The 22,532-nt window shown below is 27.7% G+C and carries 19 protein-coding genes and 1 riboswitch; of the genes, 2 read left to right on the top strand and 17 right to left on the bottom strand.

The annotated features are described in order from the left end of the window. Positions 1 to 72 precede the first annotated feature (72 nt). Positions 73 to 561, top strand: coding sequence for a methylated-DNA--[protein]-cysteine S-methyltransferase (locus SAPIS_RS05170; protein ID WP_023789057.1), 489 nt, complete (start codon positions 73 to 75; stop codon positions 559 to 561). Here the strand turns inward: SAPIS_RS05170 and SAPIS_RS01445 are convergent. From SAPIS_RS01445 to SAPIS_RS01370, 15 genes are all read right to left on the bottom strand, one after another. Further along, on the bottom strand, positions 558 to 833 hold the full coding sequence (locus tag SAPIS_RS01445) for a hypothetical protein (protein ID WP_023789056.1): 276 nt from the start codon (positions 831 to 833) through the stop codon (positions 558 to 560). The genes SAPIS_RS05170 and SAPIS_RS01445 overlap by 4 nt on opposite strands. Before the next feature lie 4 nt (positions 834 to 837). Beyond that, complete coding sequence (locus SAPIS_RS01440) at positions 838 to 1,104, bottom strand: hypothetical protein (protein ID WP_023789055.1); 267 nt, start codon at positions 1,102 to 1,104, stop codon at positions 838 to 840. Positions 1,105 to 1,165: 61 nt separating this feature from the next. Next, positions 1,166 to 1,714 carry a ribosome recycling factor gene (gene frr / locus SAPIS_RS01435; RefSeq protein WP_023789054.1) on the bottom strand — a complete coding sequence of 183 codons (549 nt, stop codon included), beginning with the start codon at positions 1,712 to 1,714 and terminating at the stop codon, positions 1,166 to 1,168. A 12-nt stretch (positions 1,715 to 1,726) separates the two neighbouring features. After that, complete coding sequence (gene pyrH / locus SAPIS_RS01430) at positions 1,727 to 2,440, bottom strand: UMP kinase (protein ID WP_023789053.1); 714 nt, start codon at positions 2,438 to 2,440, stop codon at positions 1,727 to 1,729. Between the two features lie 118 nt (positions 2,441 to 2,558). Then, positions 2,559 to 3,527 carry an energy-coupled thiamine transporter ThiT gene (locus tag SAPIS_RS01425; RefSeq protein WP_023789052.1) on the bottom strand — a complete coding sequence of 323 codons (969 nt, stop codon included), beginning with the start codon at positions 3,525 to 3,527 and terminating at the stop codon, positions 2,559 to 2,561. A gap of 23 nt (positions 3,528 to 3,550) precedes the next feature. After that, positions 3,551 to 3,647: riboswitch (TPP riboswitch) on the bottom strand. Between the two features lie 51 nt (positions 3,648 to 3,698). Further along, the gene (locus SAPIS_RS01420) at positions 3,699 to 4,466 is read right to left on the bottom strand and encodes a hypothetical protein (RefSeq protein ID WP_023789051.1); all 768 of its coding nucleotides are present in this window, start codon (positions 4,464 to 4,466) and stop codon (positions 3,699 to 3,701) included. 5 nt (positions 4,467 to 4,471) lie between these two features. Beyond that, positions 4,472 to 5,344 (bottom strand): translation elongation factor Ts, encoded by an 873-nt coding sequence (tsf, locus tag SAPIS_RS01415; protein WP_023789050.1) that lies wholly within the window; start codon positions 5,342 to 5,344, stop codon positions 4,472 to 4,474. 10 nt (positions 5,345 to 5,354) lie between these two features. Next, positions 5,355 to 6,200, bottom strand: coding sequence for a 30S ribosomal protein S2 (rpsB, locus tag SAPIS_RS01410; RefSeq protein WP_051372148.1), 846 nt, complete (start codon positions 6,198 to 6,200; stop codon positions 5,355 to 5,357). Positions 6,201 to 6,399: 199 nt separating this feature from the next. Continuing rightward, the gene (locus SAPIS_RS01405) at positions 6,400 to 9,159 is read right to left on the bottom strand and encodes a cation-translocating P-type ATPase (protein WP_023789048.1); all 2,760 of its coding nucleotides are present in this window, start codon (positions 9,157 to 9,159) and stop codon (positions 6,400 to 6,402) included. Between the two features lie 362 nt (positions 9,160 to 9,521). After that, entirely contained in the window at positions 9,522 to 9,983 is a 462-nt protein-coding gene (locus SAPIS_RS01400) for a hypothetical protein (protein ID WP_023789047.1), read from the bottom strand. 813 nt (positions 9,984 to 10,796) lie between these two features. After that, positions 10,797 to 11,978 (bottom strand): lipoprotein, encoded by a 1,182-nt coding sequence (locus tag SAPIS_RS01390; protein ID WP_023789045.1) that lies wholly within the window; start codon positions 11,976 to 11,978, stop codon positions 10,797 to 10,799. Between the two features lie 43 nt (positions 11,979 to 12,021). Beyond that, entirely contained in the window at positions 12,022 to 12,729 is a 708-nt protein-coding gene (locus SAPIS_RS01385; protein ID WP_023789044.1) for a hypothetical protein, read from the bottom strand. 45 nt (positions 12,730 to 12,774) lie between these two features. Then, positions 12,775 to 13,746: a hypothetical protein gene (locus tag SAPIS_RS01380; protein WP_023789043.1), complete on the bottom strand. Its 972-nt coding sequence runs from the start codon at positions 13,744 to 13,746 to the stop codon at positions 12,775 to 12,777. Positions 13,747 to 13,759: 13 nt separating this feature from the next. Then, positions 13,760 to 17,866: an ABC transporter permease gene (locus SAPIS_RS01375; protein ID WP_023789042.1), complete on the bottom strand. Its 4,107-nt coding sequence runs from the start codon at positions 17,864 to 17,866 to the stop codon at positions 13,760 to 13,762. A gap of 148 nt (positions 17,867 to 18,014) precedes the next feature. Continuing rightward, entirely contained in the window at positions 18,015 to 18,722 is a 708-nt protein-coding gene (locus SAPIS_RS01370) for a hypothetical protein (RefSeq protein WP_023789041.1), read from the bottom strand. Positions 18,723 to 19,097: 375 nt separating this feature from the next. Here SAPIS_RS01370 and SAPIS_RS01365 point away from each other — a divergent pair, with 375 nt between their 5' ends. After that, positions 19,098 to 20,492 carry a uracil-xanthine permease family protein gene (locus SAPIS_RS01365; RefSeq protein WP_023789040.1) on the top strand — a complete coding sequence of 465 codons (1,395 nt, stop codon included), beginning with the start codon at positions 19,098 to 19,100 and terminating at the stop codon, positions 20,490 to 20,492. Positions 20,493 to 20,568: 76 nt separating this feature from the next. On the opposite strand, the gene SAPIS_RS01360 is transcribed toward SAPIS_RS01365, so the two are convergent. Together SAPIS_RS01360 and SAPIS_RS01355 are read right to left on the bottom strand one after the other, a co-directional pair. Further along, on the bottom strand, positions 20,569 to 21,090 hold the full coding sequence (locus SAPIS_RS01360; RefSeq protein ID WP_023789039.1) for a ferritin-like domain-containing protein: 522 nt from the start codon (positions 21,088 to 21,090) through the stop codon (positions 20,569 to 20,571). 56 nt (positions 21,091 to 21,146) lie between these two features. After that, positions 21,147 to 22,496: a Sapep family Mn(2+)-dependent dipeptidase gene (locus tag SAPIS_RS01355; protein WP_023789038.1), complete on the bottom strand. Its 1,350-nt coding sequence runs from the start codon at positions 22,494 to 22,496 to the stop codon at positions 21,147 to 21,149. Positions 22,497 to 22,532 lie beyond the last annotated feature (36 nt).

Here is a 22,532-nt window from a genome sequence, read left to right as displayed (position 1 = left end):
GATTTTAATTTTAAAATTTCGTTTTTACCTTTAAGTGCGATAAAATATACATATAGTAAAAGAGGGTAAACAATGAAAGAAATACGAGTATACAATTATCAATATGATAACTTTAAACTTAAAGTTGGATTAATAGAAGAAAAAATTGCATATATCGGTTTTGAAAATGAAGATCTACTAAATTGATTTAAAACTGATGAGTTTGACATAGTTGAAACTAATGAAATTTTAGATAACAAACATTCAAATTTGCTTAATAGTTTCTTTAATAAAGAAATCTTGGATCTAGACTTTGATGATTTATATGTAGTCGGTACCGAATTCCAAAAAGAAGTATGAAAAGAATTAATGACAATTCTTCCAGGTTCGACAATTTTTTGCAAACAATTAGCTGGAAAATTAAAAAGATTGGATTCAATTAGAGCTGTTACTAGAGCTGTACAAAAAAACCCAATATTATTATTGATTCCTTGCCACCGTGTTATACCTTATGAAAATGAGGAATACGCTTATAGGGCTGGTGAAGAATGTAAACAAATGCTTTTAGAATTAGAATCTTAGGAATGCTTTAAAACTAAAATTATTACAATTGATATTATTTCGATAAAAAAGATAATTGCCAAAGAGATGTAGATTATATTTACTAACTTGGCTTTTTTTGTTACATTTTTAACTTCTACTTCGTTTAGTTTTTCATTATATTTATAAATATTAGTTCTTTCTTGGTGGCAATCTACGTGATATTTTTTCAAACAATCGTTTTCACCAAATAAATCAGTTATAAAAGCAGAGTTTTCTTGAATTATTTCTTTGCAATAAAAACAAACTTCCATTGTACTACCTCACTAAAGAATAAATTATATATGCTGCCATTACAATAATAGAAATAACCAACATAAACAAAAATAAGACATTGAACGCAGAAAACCTATTTAATTTATCTTTTTTTATATTTTTTTTATACTCTAACATTTCAATCTGCTTAATATCACCAAATTTTTCGATATAACATTGAGTGTGATAATTAGCAATTTCACCCTCTATATTATCTACAAGAAATTTATCTTCTGCCGTTATTATTATTTTACAAACTGAACAATTCATACATCCTCCTTAAAAGAAAAATACAAAAAATAATGTATGTTAAATACTTATTTTTTGTATTTTATATTGTCATCAAGTCTTTTTCTTTTTCTTTTGCCAAGTCATCTAAAAGTCCTATATATTTATCAGTTAACTTTTGAATGCTATTTTCTGAATCCTTTTTTACATCTTCAGGAACAGAAGAATCTTTTTTTATCTTATCATTAGCATCTCGACGTTCATTTCTAACTCGTATTTTGAAAGTTTCTAATTCTTTAAAAACTTTTTTTACTAAATCTTTTCTAACATCCTCAGTTAAAGGTGGAATTTTAATTCTAATTAAATCAGCTTCTGACATTGGGTTTAGTCCAAGGTCAGCCTTGTTTATTCCACTAATAATGTTACCAATTTGACTTCTATCATATGGTTTAACAACTATTTGTTGTGGTTCTGGTGTTGATATTTGTGATGTTTGTTCAATTGGAGTCATAGTTCCATAAAAATCAACCATAACACCTTTTAACATCAAAGCATTTGCTCTTCCTGTTCTAACTTTTGCTAAATAATTTTTGAAACTTTCGATAGTTTCTAACATATTCATTTCTGTTGTATCAATTAAACTATTTATCATGTTTAAATCTCCTTATTTAATAATAGTGGCTTCTAATTCTCCATGAGCAACTTTGATGATATTATCATGTCCATTCATATCGAAAACTACAATTTCAAGATGTCCATCTCTTGATAAAGTTGCAGCAGTTGAGTCCATAACCTTTAAATTGTTTACTACTAAATCGCTATGACTTAATGAGTCATAAAAAACTGCTTCTTTGTTAGTGTTAGGATCAGAATCATAAACTCCCTTAGTACCATTTTTAGCCATTAGTAAAGCATCGGCTTTTATTTCGATTGCTCTAATACAAGCTCCAGTATCAGTTGTAAAGTAACTGAACCCTGTTCCACCAGCAAAAATAACAACGTAGCCTTCGTCTAATTTCTCTCTAGCATTTCTATAATTGTAAGCATTTGTAACTGTTTTGATTTCAAGTGAAGAGTAAACTTTAACTTTATCAAATCCAATTTTTCTTAAGGTTGCTTCAAATGCTAAAGCATTCATAATAGTAGCTAACATACCCATATAGTCAGCTTCAATTCTATGCAACTCAAGGGTACCTGCTAATTTACCCCTTCAAATATTTCCTCCACCAATAACTATTCCTACTTGTAGACCTTGGTTGGTTAATTCTATAACCTGTCGGGCAACATCACCAAGTTTATCCTTATCATAAATTTCTTCAGACCCTTTTAAAGCCTCGCCCGAGATTTTCAATAAAACTCTTTTAAATTTTAATGCCATATTTACCTCGCTTTATTGATTATAGCAAAAAATAAACTACATTTTGCTAAATCAAAAATAAAGTGTTAATGGATAAAATTCGAAAGAGTTTAGTATACATAAAATATGAGTTGCTCAATTATTCCATTTCCATATTATTAACTTGGTTTTGAAAACGTGTTTTCAAGAACTTTAAGTTTTCGCAAATTATTGGAACAGTAATCATATAAATTACATAATCAAACATCGTATTAAATGAATTATAAATTAATGAGTAAACTAGTGTATTTTTTCACTCGAACGCATATGATGGATCAGAACCAATTGCATTAGGATTTAACCAAAACACAACTCCAGCAAGTACTCTTGATAAAAATATAATTATGATGGGTAATGTTATAAATCCACTTCAGAATATATAATTTTTAAATTTGCTTTTTGTTAAGTTTGTAGGAACAAACAATGATGCTAATGCTATGCTACTAATTGGTATAAAGTAGTCCAATATATATTGATAAGCAGTATAAATAGCAGTTCCAGGCATAATCAAAGGAACAATACCGGCAATCAAACATAAAGTAATAGATTGTGTAAAAGTTAGTAAAAAAGTTCCAAAAAATAAAGGTATATATTTAATTGATAAAGTAATTCAAAATGGCATTGGTGGTATAAATCCACTAACATAAGACAAAATTAGGTAAACCCCTAAAAGAACACCCATTGAACAAATGTCGAATATATTTCATTTTTTTGGTTTTTTGATTAGTTTGATCTTTTTGATTTGCATAAGGTTAAAAATAACAAGTTCAATGTTTATAGAAAAAATAGCTAATCACAATGATTGTTTATCTCTTATTGGTTGTAATATATATTTCATTAGACTTGATAATGAAAGAATTAAATACATAATAAAAATTGCTATAAACATAAAACATATTAAAATTGTTTCACCAACATTAGGTGCCCTTGTGCCTCCGTCACTGTCAAAGATATTAACGGATAATAATTTTATTGTTCCAATGATTGATAGCGATAATACAAGTATACAACGTACTACAGTTAATAAAATTGATGTAAATAATAGTTTATCTTTAAAATATTTCTTCATAAAAATCCTCACGAAAAAGCAGATTTTTTATGTTTAGGTCTTCCTACGCTAGTATTAACTAGATCAGGTTCTAAGAGTATTTCTCAAACTTCTATTTAGAAGCTACCTCTGCCTTTTACAAATTAATTCTATAACAAAATAAAAAAATATCTCGTTATTTGAGATATTTTTTTATTCATTATTTTTAGTAGTTTCTTTAACTTCTGCCTCATTAGAAGAGATGTTATCATTTTTTATTCCGTTTTCCTTAACATCATTACTAGGTGTCTCTTTTTTCGTAGCTTTTGATGGTGTGCTTATATCTGTAGCTACAAGTTTGATTTCTTTTAATCTCTTAGCAAAGTATTCCTGTTGGCTCATCTCTTCAACTTTATGACCTGTTAATTCAACATTTTGAGCGAAGAATTGACCCAATACACTATTTTTAGAAAGTTTTACTTTTTTTAAGCTTTTTGTTCCTTCTAAATAATTTATAAAGAATTTGCTACTTTTTGTATCACTAATAATGTTATTGATCTTAGAATATTTGATACTTTCTCCCATGAACATAATTTGATCTTCTTCAAATATTATTCATATATTTTGCGGCATAAACCCTAATAAAAAATATCAAACGCCGCACATTACAAATGCAATTGCTATAAAAGTAATAGTTAGAACTCGTGCTAAATCTGGGTTTTCTTCTAAAAAGAATTGCCCGAAATAAAACAACATCCCTAAAATCACTGCTACAAAACTTAAAGCCTGCATTCCTAATATCGTAAATAAACTTATTTTATTTATTAATTTTTTGTTTTGATTTTTTGTGAACTTATACATATAAATATATGAACAAGCAGCGGGTATAATAATTGATAATAATAATACTACAAGAAGTATTAATAAATTATTTTCTTTAAGAGAACCATCTGTTCCTCATGTGGCTGACGCTAATATCATAAAAACTATCCTTTCAACTGAGCAGCAACTTCAGCAGCAAAGTCTGTTGTCACCTTTTCAATTCCTTCACCAACTTCAAATCTAAACATTTGTTTTAAAGTTGCTCCTTTTGAACTTATAAATTTACCTACTGATTGTTTCTCATCCATTACGAAACTTTGTTCAAGAAGAGTAACTTCGGCAAGTTTTTTGCTCAATTTACCGTTCAGAATTCCTTCTGCTATATTTTCTGGCTTACCAGTAAGATCTGTGGTTTCTTTAATAATGTGCATTTCTGAGTCTTTAAACTCTTGAGGAACATCCTCTTTTGCCAAATATCTTGGTGCCATAGCTGCTGTATGCATACATATATTATACGCATCATCAGCAGAAATATCACCTTCAAATTGTAGTAAAACTGATATTCTGTTATTTGCGTGGTTATAGATTGATAAAGTACCACCTTCAGCAACAGATAATCTTCTTAACTCGATTTTTTCTCCAATAGTTGCAGTAGCTTCAATGCAAGCTTCTTTTATTGTTTGTCCAGAAACTAATTTAACTTCTAATGCTTCTTCATGAGTTGTAACATTAGAGTTTAGAAGCGCATCTCCGATTTGGTTGATTAAACTCATAAACTTTTCGTTTTTTGAAACGAAGTCAGTTTCTGAATTAACTTCGAAAATAATTGCTCTTGAACCGTTGGTTTTAGCAAAAGCAACACCTTCGGCTGCTATTCTATCAGCTTTTTTAGCTGCCTTAGCAAGACCATTTTCTCTTAGTCAAACTATTGCATCATCAATAACTCCGTTTGTTGCTTCCAAAGCTTTCTTACAATCCATCATACCAGCTGATGTGATTTGACGTAATTCTTTAATTAATTGTGGTGTAACTGCCATATATTTCTCCTTATTGATCAACAGAAACATTTGTAGCTGTTGAGTTTTCTTCGTTATTATCAGTTCTTGATGAATTAGTGTTATAACTTCTTCCAGGTCCTGATGGTCTTTGACCTTGAGGTCTTTCTTCGCGTTTTTGTGCCACTACTTTTAGTGTGCTTGGTTGCATTTTGAACCCAGCAGCGTCTGCATAAACATCTACAATGTAGTTTGTTATTATGTTAACAGATTCTTGAATATCATCATTTGCAGGAATTACAAAATCTACCATATCTGGGTCGACGTTTGTATCACAAATAGCGATAACTGGAATTCTTAGTTTTCTTGCTTCTTTAACTGCTATTTCATCAGTTTTTGGGTCTACCACAAACATTGCTGCTGGTAATTTATGCATTTGTTTAATACCACCCAAAGTTTTTTCTAATTTCATTTTTTCTTTTTTTATTAAAATTTGCTCTTTTTTAGGTCTTAAATTAATTTTTCCTGTTTTTTCTTCGTTTTCTATGTTTCATAAAGCTTTAATACGTAAAGAGATGGTTTTCATATTTGTTAAAGTACCACCTAATCATCTTGAGTTTATATAAAAGTTTCCACTTCTTAATGCAGCTTCTTTAACAGCACTTTTTGCTGATCTTTTAGTTCCAACAAAGATGATTTTTTCTTTTTTCATTCCAATGTTAGTAACGAATTTTTTCACGTCTTCTAACCTTCAAATTGTTTGTTGTAAATCAATGATATGATTTTTATTTTTTGCTCCATATATATATGGTTTCATTTTTGGATTTCAGCGTTTTGTTTGGTGTCCAAATTGCGCTCCAGCATCCCATAACTGTTCTCTTGTTAAATCTTTTGCCATATTTTTTGTTCTACCTTTCATGGTTTTATTCGTTAGTCTTCCATAATGGTTCGAACAACAACCACTTGTTTTATTAAAATAAACAAGCACTAGGTTGATGAATTCCCATATGTGATTGCATACCCATTAAATAAAATACACAACACTTTAAGTATAAAGTTTTTACTAATAAATATCAATAAAAAACCCATAGGGTTTTTTATATTTCTTTACTTTTTCTTTTTGCTTCATAGCAGCTGACTGCTCATTTTATGAATAGATAACTACTATAAATAAAGAAAGGCTGAATTAATGCACTAGCAAAGAAGGCAAATAACATATATAGTGGCATACCAACAGTTCTAAATTCAAAAAAACTATTTAAACTTTGAATTGGTAGCAATGTTATTGCGGTAACTAATATTGCTAAAATCATAAATGCTAACAAGTAGTAATTGAATTTATATTTATCGACTTTCTCAGATCTTTTCTTATACTTAATAGGTAAAAATGTATTGTTATATATTAATGCATAAAATATTGGTCCAAAAATTATTGCAATATACACACCAGTTTTCGCAAATTCTGCAGCGATTTCAGGTGTTTCATGAACCATTATAAGTGCTAATTGATAGTTCAAGATTGCAAAGAATGAGTTGAAAAGAGTTGTTAAGGTAATCTGCAAAATGATGCCTTTTAAAATACTCTCTTTTTTATTAAGTGGTGGCTTATTTTTCATTACCCCTTTTCTTTCTCTTTCCATTCCTATTGGTATTGCTATTATTGTTTCAACAATAAAAATATGGAATAAGATATTGACTGAACCGAGAGCTAGATTTTTATTGATTGCTAATATTAGTAGTATTGTTATCATCTGACTAATATTTGCAGCAACTAAGAAAGAAATTGAGTACTTAATTTTTTCGTAAACGTTTCTTCCTGAATTAACACCTGAGATAATACTTTTGAAGTTATCATCCGCTAAAATAACATCACTTACTTCCTTAGCAACCTCTGTTCCACTTAATCCCATTGAAATACCTACATCAGCTTTAACTAAACTAGGAGTATCGTTAACTCCATCACCAGTCATTGCAACTATATTTTTTTGCTCTTGCAAATATTTAACAATGACCGCCTTATGATCTGGATTAACTCTTGCAAAAACATTAGTAGTTTTTAATTTCTCTTTTAAGTCTTCTGGAGATAATTCCTCAATTTCTTGACCAGTTATTACATCATTATGTTCATCATCAACTATACCAAGTCTATTGGCTATCTCATACGCAGTTATTTTATGGTCACCAGTAATCATCATTACTCTAATACCACCATCTCTTGCGATTTGAACGGCTTCTTTAACTTCTGGTCTTGGTGGATCAATTATTGCAACAACACCTAAAAATATCAAACTGTTTTCGTATCTTTCTTTTGGTTTGGAAATCGTTTTTGTAGCTAATCCTAAAACTCTCATACCTTGACTTGCATATTTATTTAGTGTTGTTGCTACGATTTCTCTGTCGTTTTCTGTTAATAATGTCACTTCTCCATCGATCAACTTGTGTGTACAATTTTTTAACAGATAGTCCAAAGCTCCTTTTGAATAAACTGTTTTTTGGCCTTCAACCAAATTTAAAGTAGTCATCATTTTTCGTTTAGAGTCAAAAGGAATTTCATCTAAGCGTTTATTGGTTTTTCTAATTTTTAAATAATTTACTTCTGCTTTCAAAGCTAAATCGATTGTCGCTAACTCAGTTGGGCTTCCGATTTTAGTTTTAGTTACGATTGCATCACTACAAAGCGAAATACAATTAAAAAGTTCTTTATTATCTGTGTATTTTATTTTATTGATCTCATACTCCCTAAAGTTGCAAAAAACCTTATCTACGGTCATTTTATTTTGAGTCAATGTACCGGTTTTATCTGTACAAATAACGTTAATGTTACCCAAAGTTTCAATTGACTTCGGATTTTTGATAATAACGTTCTTTCTTACCATCTTTTTAGTGGCAATCATCAAGCAAATTTTAACTATAATTGTTAAAGATTCTGGGATGATTGAAATTGCAGCTGAAACAGCGATTAACATAAGTTTATTTCATGGTCTCATATTTAATGATAATTCATCTCTCATAAACCATGACATTACAAACAATATAACTCCTAATATTATTGAAACCAATCCGATTATAGTAGTTAATTTTATAACTTTATTCTCTAATGGTGTTTTTTCCTTTTTGTGGGCAGTAATTTTAGTAGCTATTTTTCCTATTTGTGATTCACTCCCTGTACCAAAGACCACACCAAGCAACTTTCCTTCCATTACTAATGTGGACATGAAAGCAATATTTTTTTGATCTCCTAAAACTAAGTTATTTGAATCAATGATTTCACTAAATTTCAAAACTGGTTCATTTTCACCGGTTAATGCAGATTCATCTATCAAAGCCATTTGATTATCAATAATTCTAATGTCAGCAGGAACAAAATCACCTGCATTTACATAAACAATATCTCCTGGAACTAAATCTTCCACATAAACTTCTTGTTTAGTCCAACCACGTAGTGCAAGAATTTTTTGTTTTCCTTTTGAGTCTAATGAAGAAATATAATTTTGTGATTTTACTTCTTGAACTGTTGCAATTATAGAATTTATAAAAACTATTAGAGCAATTATGATCAAACCAACTATATCTGGTGCTGTCAAACCTCCAGATACTAAGGAAATAATTAATGATAAAAATCCTGCAAGCATCATTATCATACTTAAAGGATCTAAAAAGGTCTTTAAAAATATAATTAGAATGCTAGGTTTTTTTGATGAGGGAAGTATATTTTTTCCAAAAATTTCTTGTCGTTTTAAAACCTCCTCTTTTGAGAGTCCTTTATTAGGATCTACCTCTAATTTTTCATATATAGATTCATTTGATAACTGATACCATTCAAGATTATTATCTTGAACTTTTTGATCTTCATTCATGCTTTTCACTCCTTGAAACTAGAAATAATACTACTCTTTTAATTTATAAATGCAAACAAAAATGATGCGGAGAGCCTTCAAACTCTATAAGGATAGAAAAAATCCTTAAAAAACACCCTTATTAATTAGTTTATTCAGACTCTATCAGTACAAAATCTTACATAAAAAAAATAAAAACTGATTGTAAAAACCAATAAATACTAAAAAAGTGGTAATGACTTTTTTACTAAATAAAGACTTTTAAATAAAGTAATGTTCTTGTATCAATAATAAATACGATAGAAACTAAATAGGTTCATAAAAGAACTTCAATTTTGTTCGAAAAAGGTTAAAAAAACCCAATTTATGAATTGGGCAAAATTTTATTCTATAACATTCTTCTTTATAACTTTTTGATTAATTGATTTTCAGTTTTGATATGCCTTATGTCCTTTTATCATGAATACTAGTGGTATAATCCCTAATCCGCCCATCAATATAAGAAAAACATAAGAAAAGTAAAATAAAATTAACTCTATCTTAAATTTTTTTGGATTTGCAGTTTCAATTTCGTATAAAATGGTCATTTGGTTGTCCATAGGGATTTTTAACTTTCTCTTACGTTTAAAAAAACTTAATATAAATATATACTCAAAAGTTAGTAAAATTATAAGACCAACCATAGGTATGACTTGAATTATAGGAGCAAGTCATTCTCCTTTGGTGATATAAATAATCATTCTCACTGAAATTGATAATAATATCAATGAATCAAAAATAGTTATTACAAGAGCCCCTGCTATAAAATAAGTTGCTTTTTTATTAAAACATTTATCATTTTCCATAGTAAACTCCTTTTTTTTCTTTTATTTTTAAAAGGAAGAATTAAATATTTACTCATCATAATGATTTTTTTTGTTTTATTAATTTTTGGGTTCGTTTAATTTCAAAAAATATTCTTTTTCTTTCCAAAAAAGACAAGAAAACTTTTAAATTTAATAATCATTCATTTAAAAAGAATAAAAACTTATTCAACATACTTTCGTTTAGATTAAATCTTAAAAAAATGTTTTTGGTTCTTTTTACAATGCATAAAACTCTTTTAAACACATAGGTTTGTATCAATTTATACAAAGACTTCATTAAAATAAAAAATAGATATAAAATAATTAGAAAAACAATTAGAAATCCCACTAAAATTCCTTGAGGTTGTAACGAACTTGTTATATTTAAATCAAAAAAAGCAACATTCAAACCTTGTTCAAATAACAACAAAGGAATGATCAAAAATATTATTTTTTCAAGATTTTGGTTAATAAATGATAATTTATAATCATCTTTTTTTAAACTTACTTGATAATTCTCCGCTAAATGTTTATTTATTTTTAAGATTATAAAAAAACTATAAATATATAATGAACAATTAAAAATCAAATTTAAATAAAAAGGAAGCTGATTACTTAAATAAGGTAAAAGATTATACAAAAAGGAAATACCAAAAGTTATGCTTAAAGTCTTTTTAAAAAAAATATTATGTTTTAAATTCTTCATACATACCTCGTTTTATTTATTAATTTTAGCAAAAGTAAGAAAGGTTTTACAGTCAACTTTTAGTTTCAAGAATAAAAAAACTGTTCCTAAGAACAATTTTTTGTATATTAATCAACTAATGTAATCTCGTATCCAAGGTTACCACTTTCTGTTTGAGCTGGTTTATATTTTCCTACAGTATATTCCGTTCCCTTATATCCACCAATTTGCATTGCAAATGGTGCTAAAGCATCCATACCATATAGATTTTGTCCACCAGGAATAATTTCAAAAGATGGAATAGCGTCATCATTTGAATAATGAATTTTTGAGAAATTCACTAATTCTTCTATACTAACAGTCTTTTTGAATTGTTCATCCATTTGAGAATATATGTTTTCAACAATATTTTTTTTATTTTTACTATTATAAATAGTTTTATTCAACTTTATTTTGTTTTCTTTTGAATCTTTTATGTGTTCTCCAAATACTATTCTGTTCTCTTCTTTTAATTCAAAATCAAAAGTTGTTGTTTTACTAGTATTTGCAAAAACTCCAGACAACGAAGTTACTCATGCTAGATTTACATTAATTTTATCTAAAAAAACATTTTTTTCTATTCCAATATCATTTGCTTTTCCGATAATTTCCATTGCACCAATGAATAAATCTGATTTTAGGTATTCTATTAGTGGGTTGGCTACACCTGCATTTTGCATTGCAAATGTATATGGTATGTAACCTGGATTACCATCGATTTTGGTATTTTCGTTTGTTTTTATAAATTCTGAGTTTGAGTTATTTTCAGAACCACCATTTTGTTTTATATAATCACCATCAAAGAATTTTCGTTGTTGATCAAAAATACCCTTTGCAACATACATATTTCCAATATTTGTATTTTTTAATACAGTTGCTGAGTCTATATTTTGATTTACATCAATAGTAGTAGCTCCTATTGCTCTTTTTGAATCAGCTTTTGCTTCAATCTTATATTTTTTTGTATTAGCTACTTGTTTAATTTGAACATCTTCATTTGAAAGATTTGATGTATTCATTCAGTTAAATGATGTTAATATAGATTTTTCAGTTATTGCGGTCTCTTTAATCCCTTTTTCTGCATTAATAATCCCATTTTCATCCATATTACCAGCCAATATAGATTTAACTAAATTAGTATCATTTTCAAGATCTACTATTTTATTTTCTTCTGGTTTGACTTCTGTAGTTTTTTGCGCACAAGAAACTACTGTTGCACCGGTTGATGTTACCATTCCGAATGCTGCTATTAAACTTATTAATTTTTTCATTTTATTTTCTCCTTTAGAATTTAATCTTTTGTTATTTAAATAGTTATTTATTAAAAGACATACTACTTGGAGGGCAAAAACCTTTTTTTAGCGTGTTTAAGAAATCGGTTTTTCTATTACTTATTAAACAAGTAATTTCTTCGTTTTTTTGAACCATGAAAATGTAAATCTCAAGTTCTATATTTTCTTGGCCCAACTCAAATGAAAAAACATCAATACTGAAAAATGAGTTTTCAATGTTGTTTACTATTAAGAAGTTTGAAAAATTGTCATCTAACTTCAAAAAGGTAATTTTTTTTCTGGATATATCCACTGCTAGCATCAAAAATAATAATATGATAGCACATGCCACTAATATAAAATCTAATCCAATTATGGAGTATAGAACTTTTGTATTTATATCAATAAACTCAAGGCTTAAAAAATCATAATAATTTAAAAATAAAATTGGAAGAACAATCAATGTAAATTGAGTTAAGTTCTTAATTATTTCATGAGTGGAGTGGAGTTTTTTAATGTTAATGATTTTATAAAAACTACTTATCAACTGATAATAAAGTTTAATCAATTCAATTATGATAGCAAATAATAGTGATATTAAAAATATAAGGTTTGTTAAAGTACTAAAAGCAAAGTCAAACATTAAAGGTTTTTCTATTACATTTAGTTCAATAAGAGTGCTTGAAATAATGTGTAAAAATAACAAAACACCAATTGAGGAATATAAAAGTTTTTTCTTTTGAATGTTCATTATTTCACCACTCTTTCTTTGAATTAGTTTACTATATTATAAAAATTATGTTTCAAAATAAGTAAAGGTTAACTCTAATGTTCCCTTTAACTTTGTAGGATATTCATCATTACCTACTTTTTCACGTGTTTTAATTGTTGCCGTGAACTTGTTTGAACCTTTCAAATCAATTTTTGCGCCTTCAATATTAAGATCGTTTATAAGAATACCCAAAAGGTCTAAGCGAGATGCAAAGTTTAATGTAATATATTGCATAATTATGGAAAAAGGTTTTTTAGATGACAAAACGCCAAGTTCATTCTTTGCATCTTCACCAGCTAATTCATTGATATCCTTTTCACCAGGTCAAGGTTCTTCTGATTTCTTAATGTTGAATTCTAATATAATTTCTCCATAAAAGCTTTTTCTTTTTTCTTTATCAAAATCACCAAAATTAATTATAGCTTTATTCTCTTCTATTGTTATATTTGCATCTTCCTTTAACATCTCTTCTGCTATTTCATCGATAAATTTGATTAATGTTAAATTCATAAACATCATTTTCATTAATACTGTTTTTTTGCGATTGTCATTAATATCACCAAGTTTAAGGGTTCTTACTATATCAGGTAAATATCTTGAACTTGTAACATTCATTTGAAAAATCAATTCATCTTCTGGAGCTAACTTGTTAGTTACTATAAACTTGTAAGTCCCATTTCTTAGTAAGTTATCATCTAAACTTTTTTCTAATAAAGAAGCATTTCTATAAACAGTATAGTTTAAATTATCCAAATTATAACCAGCTATCTCAAAAGCGTTGTTGACATCCTTTATCAAATCATAAGTATAGACATACTTACTAATATCTAATTTGTCTTCTTGAAATTTTTCAAAACCTTTTTTTTGAAATGGATAGACTGGGTTTGGACGTTTTATTTCATCATACGAACCAGATCCCGCACTACAAGAGACCAACATGTTTGTTGATGAAGAAAGCATCAAAATACCTGTAAATAAATTAAGTAGTTTTTTCATAGTTCCTCCTTTTTTACTCTTGAATTGCTAAAAGTAATCTAATTCTTTTAAGTATATTTCAACTAATTGTTGAAGATAAAGTGTATATTACACCTACGATTGTTAATGTTAAAATTGGATATCACCATGTAAATGCAAAGAATGGTAAAACAATTGAAGATTGGTATAAATTAGATATTATGGCTGCACAAACTGCAATTCCAATTCCATACCCAATAATTGAAGTAATTATAACCAAAGGAATATACATACCTATAAATAACTTCAATAAATATCTATTTTTGTATCCTAAAACTTTCATAACAGCTATTATTCTTTGGTTTTTAACAATAACTAAGTTAACAATCAACATAATTATTATCAAACAAAGAATAAGTGCAATAGCTATTATCACATATATAACAAACTTAATATTTTGTGCTATTCTATTTGCTATATTTTCTGCTAAGTCTATTTTTAGAGCATCATTGATAGCTCCTGTTTTGTATGCATTCATTGAACCATTACTTGTTTCACCACCATTTAATCCATAACTTGAGAAGTCTCCAAATTTTTGTGATGAAGTTAACCCCTTAGAAATATCTGAGAACGATGTATCCTGAGAAGTTTTGTAATTAAATAAAGGGTACTCATTTTCAAATAGCTTCAAAATTTTGTCTAAATTAGCAATATCTGATTCCAAAAAGTCCTTAAACTTGTCTTGATAATTTTTAAGAGTATTTCCTTCGTTATTAGTAGTAAGTTTCCATTTATTTATATTTTTTTTAAAGTCTTCCATTTCTTTTGGAGTATTTTTAGGTTCTCTTCATTCTTCTAAAAATATTTGAAATAAAACAGCCTTAGTTTCATCAAATTTAGCTATTTTTTTAGCTTGTTCATTCTGTATTCAAGCTTTTGGATTTCCGTATTGTCTAGAGATCCCAACAACCTTATAAGTAGTATTTATAGTTTCATTACTTTTGAAAACTTTACCTTCAGAAACTTTTTGTGACATAACAGTTGGCTTGATTAAAGACTGTTGTGAAGGGTCAAGGTTGGTATTGTAAATAAATTCGTTTGTTTCTTCACTAATCGATTTATTTTTCCATCCTTTTTCTTTTTGGTCTATTAGTGACCTTGAATATAATTCCTGCTGATTTGTGTAGCCACTATTCTGAGCGTTCATTTGCGTAGTATCTCATGAATCTAATTTGATAGGACCTTTTGAGTTGTTTAAAGATTCAATAATATGATCAACATCGATATTATCTCCAACTTTGATATTTAATTGCTTGGCTAGGGTTTCATTTATTACAATATCATTTAAATTTTCAAATGAAGAGCTAAGATTTTTTTTGCTTTCATTAATTAAATTTTGTGTTTTATTGCTTTGCTCGATTCCATAAATCTTGAAATTAGTATTATTTATAGCAGCATTCAAATATACACCTAAATCATCAGTTTTATCATTATAAGGTATAACATTGAAACCAACATTAAACTCTTTAGAGTCATCAGATAAACTATCATTCATTATTTTTCTTACTTGTTGTGGTGAACTTACATAGATACCTTGCAAGAATCCTTGTTGAAGGTTATTTATAAAGAATGCTTTTATTCAGTTATAAATAGTAATGACTCTTTTACCTACTACTGAATACCCTTCTTTTTCCAGAACATTATAAAAACTTAATTCAAGATCTTTATCTCCTTGAATTTTTCCCTTAGATAAGATTGGTGTGAAATCTGGGTTTGCATTTTTTAGTTCTTGTAAGTCATCGTTTAAATCATCTTCTGTTATCAAATCTTTTTTAGCTTGCTCACCGTTAGGACGTATAACACCACTATCTTTGTCGTAATACATGTCCTTGATATAATTTAAACCAATTGTTTTACGATAATTAATATAAAATAGTCTTAATTTTTCTAACTCATCAAGATGTTCTTTTAAACTAACTGAATTTTTAATAAACTCAAATAATTGTTTCTTTTCTATAAAATTGTTTAATCCAAAATAAGAGTAATCATTTCAAACACCTGATATAACACTTGTATAAGCTGTGTTTTTATCGACTCCATCTGGAACCTCTAATTTTAAATCTTGATTTGTTAAAAACTTTTTATTTAAGTTTTTATAAAGTAAATCTGTTAGAGTTCCAACATCTTCTTTTGGACTATAGACATCTGCACTAATTGTATTATTTAAGTACATATTGTATAACTTTTCAGAATCATCGGTTGGTAAAACACTTTCACTACCGGGATTATAAGTTTTGTAAAATGATGTTGGTATATTATAGCTTGGTGAATAGTACTCAACCTTATTGTCGTATTTATTATCAATATATGAAGATTTTAAATAATTATTAAGTATGCTTGGAGAAACCACACCAATAGTTACTAAAAACGAAGCAATAAGCATTACTGAAATAATTGAAACAAATTTTGAAATAGATGAAGAAAGAATAGCACCTTTAAATCTTGAGTCAAACTTTTTAGATTTTGTTAAGAATTTCTTCAATTTAATTTTAAATTTATTAGTTGTAGATATATTTTCATAATTAATCATTTGCAAAGTTGAGTATTTACTCAATATTATTCAGTAAGTTAACAACGTAATTGACAATAGTAAGAAAAATAATCCAAATACCAAGGCCGCAAGACCCACTATTGAGGGGTCAATACCAGCAAACTGTATGGTAAAGTAATTAGAAAAAATATTTTTTACTAGTACTTGAAATGGTAGACCAATAAAATATCCTAAAATTCCACCAATTAGAGATATGAAGAAAGGATATAAACAGTTTGATATAATTAAACTTCTTGGTGTGTAACCTAGTGAAATTAAAACTCCATTTTGACTAAATGATTTTTCAATCTCATTTTTTAACATAATTACTAAAATTACAATACCAATTAAGATTATAGCTGCAGCTGTTGTGTACATTACTAAACTAAAATACTTTAAAATCTCTCCGAACATAGATGTTCTTCAATGCATAGAGTAATCTTTATCGTTTAAACTGTAAACGATTTTATTTGAGTTTTGTAAAGAACTACTAAAATATGAGTCTAGTCCAACGGATTTAGATTCTACTCGATCTGTTAAATAAGAGTTCAAAATTTTAGATAAATCATTAACACTGGTTTCCTGATTATTAAATTTAATTGAGTAATAAGTTTCTTTATCTTGTTTTGAGACTACCTTAATTGTTTCTTTTGATTGCAATTCAGTACTTGAGTAATTTATTTTGAAATTGTTAATATCAGGGATTACTTCACTTAACTTTTTGATTACCCTCTCGTTAAAAATATTAACAGCATAACTTTTGTTTCATCCAAAGGCTTTTGGATTAACGTATGCTAACCCTTCATTTTTAGCATTTGGTAGTGGAGATGTGTTATCAATTATTGGTGTTGCAAAGTCTGCACTTGAACCAAATCCCACTACTTGAAATCAATTCATATTAAAATAGTCAGAGTTTTTAATTCATTCGTTAATATCTTGATTTTTGTAGTCATCAATATTGACTTTTTTAGTTTTACTATCTTTAACTAAAATTGATGAACCAAATGAGTCCTCGTCGAATCTAACTATATCATTTATTTTTATGTTGTTAGATTGAGCAAAAGATTCAGATAAATATACTCATCTAGTAGTAAGGTCATATAAAGATTTTTCATAACTTTTTCAAGTATCTAATTTCATACCTTCTGTTACTACAAATTTATCAACACTTCTAGCTGTATCTAATCCTATTATTTTTAAAGTTTTTTCGTTATTAAGAGTAATTTTTCTAGATTCCACTCTATCAAAATCAAAACTTAATCCTCTTTTCTCTAAGCTATTTTTCAAGTATGAAAAAATAGCTTCATTTCTTACTTCTTCATTTGAAATTTCTCTAAAAGCATCATCTTCTGTATACTTGTATCCAATATTATCTAAATCCACAATTGCATCATGTAAATTACTCTTTAACGAAAACTGAGCGTTACTGTTTTTCAATCTATTTACAGTTGAATTAGTTGAAGTGAAAACAAAAACAGATAAAAATATTAATAAAATAACCATTATTAGTTGCAATTGATTTTTTATTAGATTTTTGAATGTGTTTTTGAAAAAAAGTTTTTGTCTTTTCATACATACCTCTTATCTATAATTAAAATATACACAAAAGATGCTATTACCTAAAGAAAGCTCTCACTTGTTTTTTAGGTTCGTGCAGTGTATATTTGTTTTTTTCTAGTTGAGTTTAGAAAAATAGCAGTTTTTCATTAAACTACTTAAATTATATTTGGTGTGTATTTCTTGGTGGATCTATATTCTTTTTATATTTATTTAAAAACGATGACTTCATTTCTTTTATTTTGATCATTATGTCCTTATTTTTGTTAACCATATATGTAGAAATTATATGGTCAAAGTCTTTTTCGTAAACTGATCAATTAAAATAAAGCACCGAAAAAAACATTGTTTCAATGTTCAATGTTGAAAAGTTATATACAATTTCTATATTATGATTTAGAATTTGTAATCTTTTTATTATATTTATATAAGATACAAAAAGACAAAAAACTATTATGTTCATAATTATAATAAGTGATAGTAATGAAATATAAAAGTATAAAAATCTTATTTCAGTAGTAACAATAATATTTGCGAAATTATCATATAGTGAAATAATTATAAAAGGAGCAATTAAAAATGTTAATTGTATCAAATCTAATATTAACTCTTTTTTAAACTTTAATTCTTTTCATTGAGATGGCTCATAAATCTTTAACTCTATCTTTGATAATAGCTTTATAAATTCGAATATAATTAAAAACAAAATTATAACTAAAAACAGTGTTTGTAGTAACAAGCTCACATTTCTATTTAGATATTTTAAATAAACTAATCCGCTAGAGTCCCCAGTAGTAATTAAAACTAAATGCAATATTACTAGACTAATAAATACTCTAAAAAGTACATTTTTCTTTTTTAAATTGTTCATAGTGTTAATCACTTCCTTGTATTTTATTTATTAAATATATTTATATAAAATAGGTAAACTTTTACTCTAAGTTATTCTAATTTTATAACATAATCGTTATATATATCAAGAAAGTTATCTTTTAGAAGTCATAAAAGTTTATTAGTTTATTAGTTTATTTTTTTGAAAAAAAAGTGAAATTCTTTTACTATTGTGTATAATAACTTTTAAGAAAAGTTTCGAGGTTATTATGTTTTTAAAGAAATTTGTAGTTTATAAAGGAATCAAATCTAATAAATCAAAGAGATCTTTTCAAATTGTATTTTATTTTTAAATATTACCAGTCATTTATATATGACTGGTTTTTTTATGAATAAATAGATGTAGGAGGAAAAAATGGAAAATAAAACAGATGATTTAATACTTCAACCCCATCAAAAACCAAAAAATATTGGACAATGGTTAGTATTAAGTTTACAACATGTATTCGCAATGTTTGGCGCTACAGTATTAGTACCAATTATTATAAACGGGTTAGCAAATGAAACAGTTATCAATATATCTATGGCCCTTTTTTGTTCAGGGTTTGGTACATTAATTTATATTGCATTAACGATGGCTAAAGTACCTATTTATTTAGGGAGTAGTTTAGCATATATGACGGTTATCGGATTAGGATGAAAGGATTGGCATAATGCAGTTTTTATCGCTGTATTTGCAGTTGGACTAGTATATATATTAGTTGGTTTCATCATTCATTGAACGGGCATTAAATGAATTAAGAAAGCCTTCTCACCAGTGGTTATTGGTCCTATTATTTGTATAATTGGGCTTAGTGCAGTCAAAAGTGCATTAAGTGATATTGGTTTTATATGAGATTCAACTAAGCAATATCCACAATGATTATCAATTTTGATAGGAATTATAGTATTTTTAACAGCAGCGATGTTCATGTTAAAAGCAAAATCATTTTTAAGAGTTATACCTATATTGATTGCTTTAGTCATAGGTTATGTATTTACAGTGATATTACACTATTCATTATCAGGTTATGGTTATAAATTATTAGATACTGATTTAATAACTAATGTGTCTTCTTGAGAATGGTATCCAAGCTTTAAAGGTATTTGAAATGTGGACGGTTCGAAGATAGGACCTGCATTAGTTGCTATTGTACCTATCTCATTAGTAACTATGGTAGAACACCTTGGTGATCATATAAACATTGGTAATATGACAAATAAAAACTACATTGAAAATCCTGGTATTAGTAAAACATTGATGGCTGATGGAGTAGCAATGGGATTATCTGGATTGATTGGTGGACCACCGAATGCAACGTATGCTGAGAATACGAGTGTTGTTGGTATAACAAGGGTCGCTAGTGTATGGGTTACAGGTCTTGCAGCTTGTATGGCAATAATCATGAGTTTCATAGCACCAATAAATCAAATAATAATTATGATTCCAAAGCCAGTGCTTGGGGGGATAAGCTTAATGCTCTTTGGAATGATAAGTTCAAACGGTATAAAAATTATGATAGATGAAAAAGTAGATTTCAAAAACGCCAAAAATATAATCATTTCATCAGTAGTTCTTGCTACAGGTATCGGAATGAGTATTACTGGTTCTACCATAAAAATTGCAAGTTCTTTTGAAATAACAGGCTTATTCTTGGCAACATTTTTAGGATTAATGTTAAACCTTTTCCTACCAGACCAAGATAACTTAGGTTTCAAAAGTTTGTTCAAAAGAAAAGAAAAAATAAAAAAGACAAAAATAAAAAAATAACATGAAACTTTCGAAAAAAAGTTATGTTATTTGATTATTATAACTATACTGTAAGTATTTTGATACTTGCAGTTTTTTAATTATGCGGCGCAAAAGGATCGACAACAGACAATGTATCTGGGTTTTCTCTTTTTTTCATTTGTTTATCAACAGAATAATGATTACCATTAGACATTTTCAATCAGTCGATTATATCTGAAATTTCAGAAATCTCTTCACAGAAATCAATTGAGAATCACTCGTAAAATTTCACAGATGTGTAATCTTTTTCTGATTTAGCATTTTCTGTGTAATCATCAGTCATGTGTGAGAACATTTCTCGCATTGACTTATAATAATTTAAAATATCGATTATATTATCGAATTCCTTAACCTCAACATTTATCGAAGAAACTTTGAACTTTTCTCCTCTATCTAGTAGGTAATTCATAATTCTTCTTTGGTGAAGAAATTCATCTTGCGCTTGAACTTGAAAGAAATGTGTAAATCCAGGGTAACCCAATTTATCACAAGAATTACTCAAGTTATAACAAGTCAATTGCATTTTCGCATGTTCATTTATATAATTTTGTAAATTTTCAGTAATTGATTTATTCATATTTTTTTTCCTCCTTTGTGTTAATGATATAACAAAAAAAATGAAAATCTATTCCTTTAAAATTTTGTTAATTTAGCAATTGATTTTGCATATATTTCCATCATTTTTTTTAAGTCATCTATCTTAACATATTCATTGTAAGCGTGCATTGTTGATTCCTCTAAATCAAACTCTGCTCCAAAAGCTATCATATTTGGCATTGACTTTGCAAAAGTTCCTCCCCCAATAGCTATTGGTTCTGATTCTAAATCACCAGTAACTTCTTGATAAACTGACATGATTTTTTGAACTACGTCACTTTCCTTAGAAAAATAAACACTGTTTTCAACAGCAACCACTTTTAAGTCTATATTTAGTGGTTTTAAAAAATCTCTTAATTTTTCATTTACATCTCTATGCGGATTACGTGTACACGGCACCCTAAAGTTAATTGTAAATCTAAAATCTTCTTTTGTAACTTCTATGATTCCATTACATACAGTAAGTGAACCTGTTTCATCTGAGATATCTCCAAATAGTTTTTCCATATTATAGTCTAAATGAAAATATTCACTTACAAATTGTGCTAATGGATGCTTCAATCCTACTTCATTAATTGCTTTTAAAAGTCAAGATGAAGCTGCCACTCCTTTATGCGGTAGACTACCATGTGATGATACTCCTTTTACAAAAAGCTTATTTTCATCTATATAAGTTTCGATGCTATTTTGTTTTAAGTAATTGTTAATTTCCTCTAATTTAGGTCCTTTATATGTTACTAAGTCATTTATCGCATTATAAACTTCTCCACCACTTATCTCAAAGTCTGAACTAAAATTTCCTAATAAATCCACATCGCTTATCCATTTTTCCGCATAAACCACTGGAAAATGTCCATCAGGAACATAACCTAAATCACAAAGTTTTTCATTTTTTACATATGCTTCCATACATTCTCAATTAGTTTCTTCACTTGTACCAAATATAAATCGTACGGTGTAGTCAGGTTTAAATCCGTTATCGATTAAATACTTAAAGGCAAAAATATTTACCATTGTTGGTCCTTTGTCATCAAATGAACCTCTACCATACAATTTACCATCTTTTTCAATTGGTTCAAATGGAGGAGTATTTCATTCTGAAATATTACCAGCTGGGACTACGTCCAAATGACAAATAATACCGAATAATTTGTCAGAGTCTCCATAATCTGCATAACCATATCTATAATCGGGAGCTATAAATGTTTTAAATCCAAATTCTTTACATAAATTTATACAATGATCCAGAACGTTACGTATATCTTGGTCTACTGGGCTTCCTTTTTCTAAATTTTTACGATAAGATGGCATAGCAACCACTTTTTTTATTTCATCCAATGCTTTGGGGAAATAATTATCTAATAAGTCTTTTTTATCCACTTTCATTTTTGTTACCTCCTTTTTTATTATATGCTTGTTATT

The organism is Spiroplasma apis B31, from assembly GCF_000500935.1.
In the GTDB taxonomy this organism is placed as follows: Bacteria; Bacillota_I; Bacilli_A; order Mycoplasmatales; family Mycoplasmataceae; genus Spiroplasma_A; species Spiroplasma_A apis.
The sequence above is the reverse complement of the archived record's forward strand: the minus strand, read 5'-3'. Positions and strand labels throughout refer to the sequence as shown.